The organism is Desulfobacterales bacterium, from assembly GCA_021647905.1.
In the GTDB taxonomy this organism is placed as follows: Bacteria; Desulfobacterota; Desulfobulbia; order Desulfobulbales; family BM004; genus JAKITW01.
The window spans coordinates 1-4,624 of sequence record JAKITW010000115.1 but is presented as its reverse complement, the minus strand read 5'-3'; the positions used below and the strand labels follow the sequence as shown (position 1 = coordinate 4,624).

At 56.7% G+C, this 4,624-nt stretch carries 5 protein-coding genes; 2 read left to right on the top strand and 3 right to left on the bottom strand.

Translation table 11 applies throughout. From position 1 onward, the window contains the following. Window positions 1-241: 241 nt before the first annotated feature. The 3 genes from cysS to L3J03_12210 form a co-directional block, all read right to left on the bottom strand. The gene (cysS, locus tag L3J03_12220) at window positions 242-1,720 is read right to left on the bottom strand and encodes a cysteine--tRNA ligase (protein ID MCF6291746.1); all 1,479 of its coding nucleotides are present in this window, start codon (window positions 1,718-1,720) and stop codon (window positions 242-244) included. A gap of 176 nt (window positions 1,721-1,896) precedes the next feature. Next, window positions 1,897-2,187: a hypothetical protein gene (locus L3J03_12215; GenBank protein ID MCF6291745.1), complete on the bottom strand. Its 291-nt coding sequence runs from the start codon at window positions 2,185-2,187 to the stop codon at window positions 1,897-1,899. Between the two features lie 348 nt (window positions 2,188-2,535). Then, on the bottom strand, window positions 2,536-3,438 hold the full coding sequence (locus L3J03_12210) for a TIGR01777 family oxidoreductase (protein ID MCF6291744.1): 903 nt from the start codon (window positions 3,436-3,438) through the stop codon (window positions 2,536-2,538). A gap of 43 nt (window positions 3,439-3,481) precedes the next feature. Here L3J03_12210 and L3J03_12205 point away from each other — a divergent pair, with 43 nt between their 5' ends. Both L3J03_12205 and L3J03_12200 read left to right on the top strand, forming a co-directional pair. Beyond that, window positions 3,482-3,634 (top strand): hypothetical protein, encoded by a 153-nt coding sequence (locus L3J03_12205; GenBank protein ID MCF6291743.1) that lies wholly within the window; start codon window positions 3,482-3,484, stop codon window positions 3,632-3,634. A gap of 266 nt (window positions 3,635-3,900) precedes the next feature. Continuing rightward, window positions 3,901-4,308, top strand: coding sequence for a helix-turn-helix domain-containing protein (locus L3J03_12200; GenBank protein MCF6291742.1), 408 nt, complete (start codon window positions 3,901-3,903; stop codon window positions 4,306-4,308). Window positions 4,309-4,624: the final 316 nt, after the last annotated feature.

The following is a 4,624-nucleotide window of genomic DNA, read 5'->3' as shown; positions in this document are numbered from 1 at the left end:
GCTACGGGGGAAGGTGGCTGGGTGGGGGTGTACGGTGTCAGGCGCCAGGGGTCAGGGGTCAGGGGTCAGGGAATATTATATCCGGACCACGATCATCGCTCCATGTTTTTTCTGTTCTCATTGCTCGTTGCTCATTATCTCGGCACTGATTCCACCGCCCACTGTCCTCAGTCCTCAGTCCTCAGTCCTCAGTCCTCAGTCCTCTGTCCTCTGTCCTCTGTCCTCTGTCCTCTGTCTTCTGTCATCTGACTTCTGACACCCTGACCCGCCAGGTGGTCCCTTCCGGACCGTCCTTGATCTCGATATGGCGTGCCAGGAGCTGGTCCCGGATCGCATCGCTGGTGGCCCAGTCCTTTTTCCGCCGGGCCGCGTCCCTTGTCCGGATCAGTTCCTCGATGGTCTTCCGGTCGATATCAAGGGCCGCCAGCATACGGCCCTGCCTGGCCTGGATATAGGCCCTGGGATCCTGGCCCAGTACGCCCATGATCCCGGCTGACTCGACAATGGTTCTCCTGGTCCGGCGCAGCAGTTCAAGGTCAGCCGTGGCAGGGTTCCCGGGCAGGGAGCGGAGGATCTTGTTGATGGTCTTGACCGCGTCAAAGATCTGGCCGAGCCCCTGGGCGGTATTGAAATCATTGTCCATGGCCCGGCAAAATCGCTCGGCCAGGCCGGTCAGCTTGGCGACGGCCTTGGCCCCGGCCACACCAGGGAGATCATCGCGACCAGTATCAGGAAGCGCATCAATCCCGGCCAGACATTCATAGAGCCGGTCCAGGGCCGCGCCGGCGTCCCGCATGGCCGCGTCCGAATAATCAATCGGGGTCCGGTAATGGGAGGAGAACACGAAAAGGCGGAGTACCTCGGCCGGGTAGTCGGCCAGCACCTCGCGGATGGTAAGAAAATTGCCAAGGGATTTTGACATCTTCTCATCCTTGATGGTGACAAAACCATGATGGATCCAGATATTGACAAAGGGTTTGCCGCTGGCGCCTTCGCTCTGGGCAATCTCGTTCTCATGGTGCGGAAAAATGAGGTCCTTGCCGCCGCCGTGGAGATCAAAGGAGTGACCCAGATACCTGCGGCTCATGGCCGAGCACTCTATATGCCAGCCCGGCCGGCCCGGCCCCCATGGGCTGTCCCAGGTCGGCTCGCCCGGCTTGCTCGACTTCCACAGGGCAAAGTCCATGGGATTCTTCTTGCTTTCATTGATCGAGATCCGGGCCCCGGCCAGCATGTCTTCAAGACTGCGACCGGAAAGCTGCCCATAGCGCGGGAAGCCCTGCACGCTATAATAGACGTCACCGTCCACCTGATAGGCGAGCCCCCTGGCCACCAGTTCCTCGATCATCGCGATGATCTCCGGAAGGTGCTCGGTTGCCCTGGGCTCCATGGTCGGCAACAGTACCCCGAGACTCTCCATGTCCTCATGAAAGGCCCGGATGAATCGCTCCGACAACTCCTCGGTGGAGATCCGCGCCTCCCTGGCCCGGTTGATGATCTTGTCGTCAATATCGGTGAAGTTGCGGATGTAGACAACCTTGTAGCCCTTAAAGCGAAGGTAGCGAACGATCATGTCAAAGGCCAGGGCTGACCTGCCGTGGCCGATATGGCAATAATCATAGGCTGTGATTCCACAGACATAGAGCTTGACCTCACCCGGGGTCAGAGGTTCCAGGACCGTCTTGCTCCCGGTTTTGGTATTATAAATCCTGATGGGCATTGTTACTCCAAATTATGCCTGCGGTTTCCAGACGACAGGCCCAAGGCAACCGGAGTCGCTCAAGGCTGAATGCTGAAAGCCGAAAGGAAAAAATATATGATAATCATGCACCGGCTATATACCAGTTTCCCAAAAACCGGGCAAGCCACTTCAGGGAAAGGCCGCCGGGCTGGCTGCTACTCCGGCTCCTTAAGCCATCTGCCGAGGATCTCGACGATCTTGCCGGCCTGGAGCCGGCTGGATATATTGAATTTGGACTTCTGGGTATACTCACCGTGCATCTTCCGGTATCGCCTGATCGTGTAACGGTCCGGGCCATAGGCCCCGGCCTTGCGGTCCCAGTCCTGGTAACGGAAAAGAATGGTTGCCCAGGCGCCCTTGGACAGGACCTCCTTGTCCAGTTCCTTAACCACCTCAATGCCGTCCTCTTCATAACTTATCGTCAATTCATCAACATCCTCAGCCATATCTTCTTCTCCAGGTTAACAGCAGGGTTCAGGGTTCAAGGTTCAGGAAAATTCTATTCCAGCCAAATCTGCAGATACCCGGCCGGAATTATATAAGCAAAATTGATGAACTCGTAACAATCCGAAAGGCTTCAAATGCCACCCAATAAAATCAACAAGTTACAAGACGAATCACGTCCGTCGAGCGGGTTGTTGCGAGACCGACAAAATTGATGGCCCCGCAAAAAGTCCGGTTTCACCGCAGAGAGCGCAGAGGTCACAGAGTTAATCATTTAAAATAATACGCGTTTCTCTGCGGTCTCTGCGTACTCAGCGGTAAATATTTTTGTTTTTACGAATGCATCAAAATCAGATCAGATCGGCCAGGGTCTCGTCAAGCCGGGGCGAGCGAAAACAAAAGCCATGGCCGATCAGCCGCTCCGGCACCACCCGCTGCCCATCGAGAAACAAAGAGGCTGCCTCGCCCAGGAACACCTGGAGCAGCCAGGCCGGTACCGGCGGCAGGAAGAGCGGCCGGTGCAGAACCCGGGCAAGGGTTTGGCTCAACTCCCGGTTGGTAACCGGAAAGGGCGCGGTGCAGTTCACCGGCCCGGCGACACCGGGTTCTTCCAGCAGAAAAACCAGCGCGCTGATCAGATCATCCAGACCGATCCAGGAGAACCATTGCCGGCCTGAACCAAACACCGCTCCCAATCCCAGCCGAAAAGGCGGCGCCATCCTGGCAAGGGCGCCGCCGCCCGGTCCCAGCACCACCCCGAACCGGGCCAGCACCACCCGCACGCCATACTCTTCCGCTGCCAGGGCCGCTGCCTCCCAGTCACGGACCAGCCGGGCAAGAAAACCGGTCCCAACGCCGGCCGCCTCGGTAAATTCCTCATCTTCACCAGACCCATAGTATCCTATTGCCGAGCCATTCACCAGAACAACGGGACGGCCCCTGGTTCCGGCCAGGGCCGTTATCAGGTTCCGGGTGGCCCGGACCCGGCTCCCGTGAATCAGTTTCCTGCCGGCCCCGGTCCACCGGCGGAAAATAGATGCCCCGGCCAGGTTGACCACCGCATCATGGCCACCCACCTCATCCTGCCAGGCGCCCTCCTCTGCCGGATCCCCTTGAACAAAGGCAAGACCGGGACGGGACGGTTCGCAAGGCCGGGAACGGCTGAGGATGGTTACCCTGTCTCCCCGGGCCAGGAGCCGTTCAACCAGGGCGGCGCCGATAAATCCGGTCCCGCCGGTAACAAACACCCTCATAATCATCCTCCTGGAAATTCCCATCAACACCATGGCCACCCGGATGGCGGCAACCAGTAGCCGCCGGCTCAAGCAGCCTGGCGGCACGGCGGTTGACGAGACATGGCGAATGGATCGGACCTGCGGCACCCTGGATGAACTATTTTCCAACAGGAACAGAGATGCAAGTTATTTCCACTCCAACACCCGGATTTGACGATGTCCGGCCATTGCCGACAACCAACATCCCTTGATGTCCCGGGATTATGCTTGTGTCGTCATATTATAGTAATAGAGATAAAATATGGGAATAATACATGTGACTCGTTATAATCGCCGATTATAAATAGGCCCCAATAATTTCGGCCATGGTCGATAGCTGTCGTTTTCAGCACGCAGACTCATTGACCAATAATACCACGATGTGGTATTGTTAACAGTTATGTGACAGCGACCTGTCAAACCTGGGAAAGGAAACACCTCATGGACAGCAAGGAGTTCTTCCGTGCCAGGAAGATCCTCAACAAAACGCAAAAACAGTTGGCGGAACTGCTCGGCGCCTCGATAAAGGCCATTCACAGCTATGAACAGGGCTGGCGCTCGGTGCCGGTCCATGTCGAACGGCAGATATTTTTTTTACTTACCCGCAACCGGGGCAAGAGCAAGGGGCCCAAGCTTTGCTGGGTGATCAAGAAATGCCCGATTGAGAGAAAAAAACAATGCCCGGCCTGGGAGTTCCAGGCCGGACGGCTCTGCTGGTTTATCAATGGAACGATCTGCGAAGGCGTGGTCCAGAAAGACTGGCAGTCAAAGATGGCGATCTGCCGCAACTGTGAAGTTCTCAAGACCCTGCTTGCCCAGGAGCATCCGGAAGAGAAAAAATCCGCCTGACAAGGGATCGCCATCCTCTCCAGGGGACTCGAATATACCCGGATCGCGCCCGGATTACGGTCAAAGTTGATGAACCCGTAACAACCCGAAAGGCTTCAAATGCCACCCAATAAAATCAACAAGTTACAAGACGAATCACGTCCGTCTCGCGGTAAGGTTTCGGTAAACCCCGTACGTTTGAGATTGGATCGGGAAAGGGGTTTTCTTATAGCGAACGGTGTAGCGGACCCTGAGCCGCAGCCGTGACGGCAAAAGCGGAATTTGAAACAACTTCGGCAGGATATGCTTATGGCTTCCGAATCGCCGCCGCGGCGAA

What these genes read in the sequence shown, in the direction of transcription:
- cysS (MCF6291746.1), bottom strand. Translation starts at nt 1,720, where the DNA reads ATGCCCATCAGGATTTATAATACCAAAACCGGGAGCAAGACGGTCCTG.
- L3J03_12215 (MCF6291745.1), bottom strand. Translation starts at nt 2,187, where the DNA reads ATGGCTGAGGATGTTGATGAATTGACGATAAGTTATGAAGAGGACGGC.
- L3J03_12210 (MCF6291744.1), bottom strand. Translation starts at nt 3,438, where the DNA reads ATGAGGGTGTTTGTTACCGGCGGGACCGGATTTATCGGCGCCGCCCTG.
- L3J03_12205 (MCF6291743.1), top strand. Translation starts at nt 3,482, where the DNA reads ATGGCGGCAACCAGTAGCCGCCGGCTCAAGCAGCCTGGCGGCACGGCG.
- L3J03_12200 (MCF6291742.1), top strand. Translation starts at nt 3,901, where the DNA reads ATGGACAGCAAGGAGTTCTTCCGTGCCAGGAAGATCCTCAACAAAACG.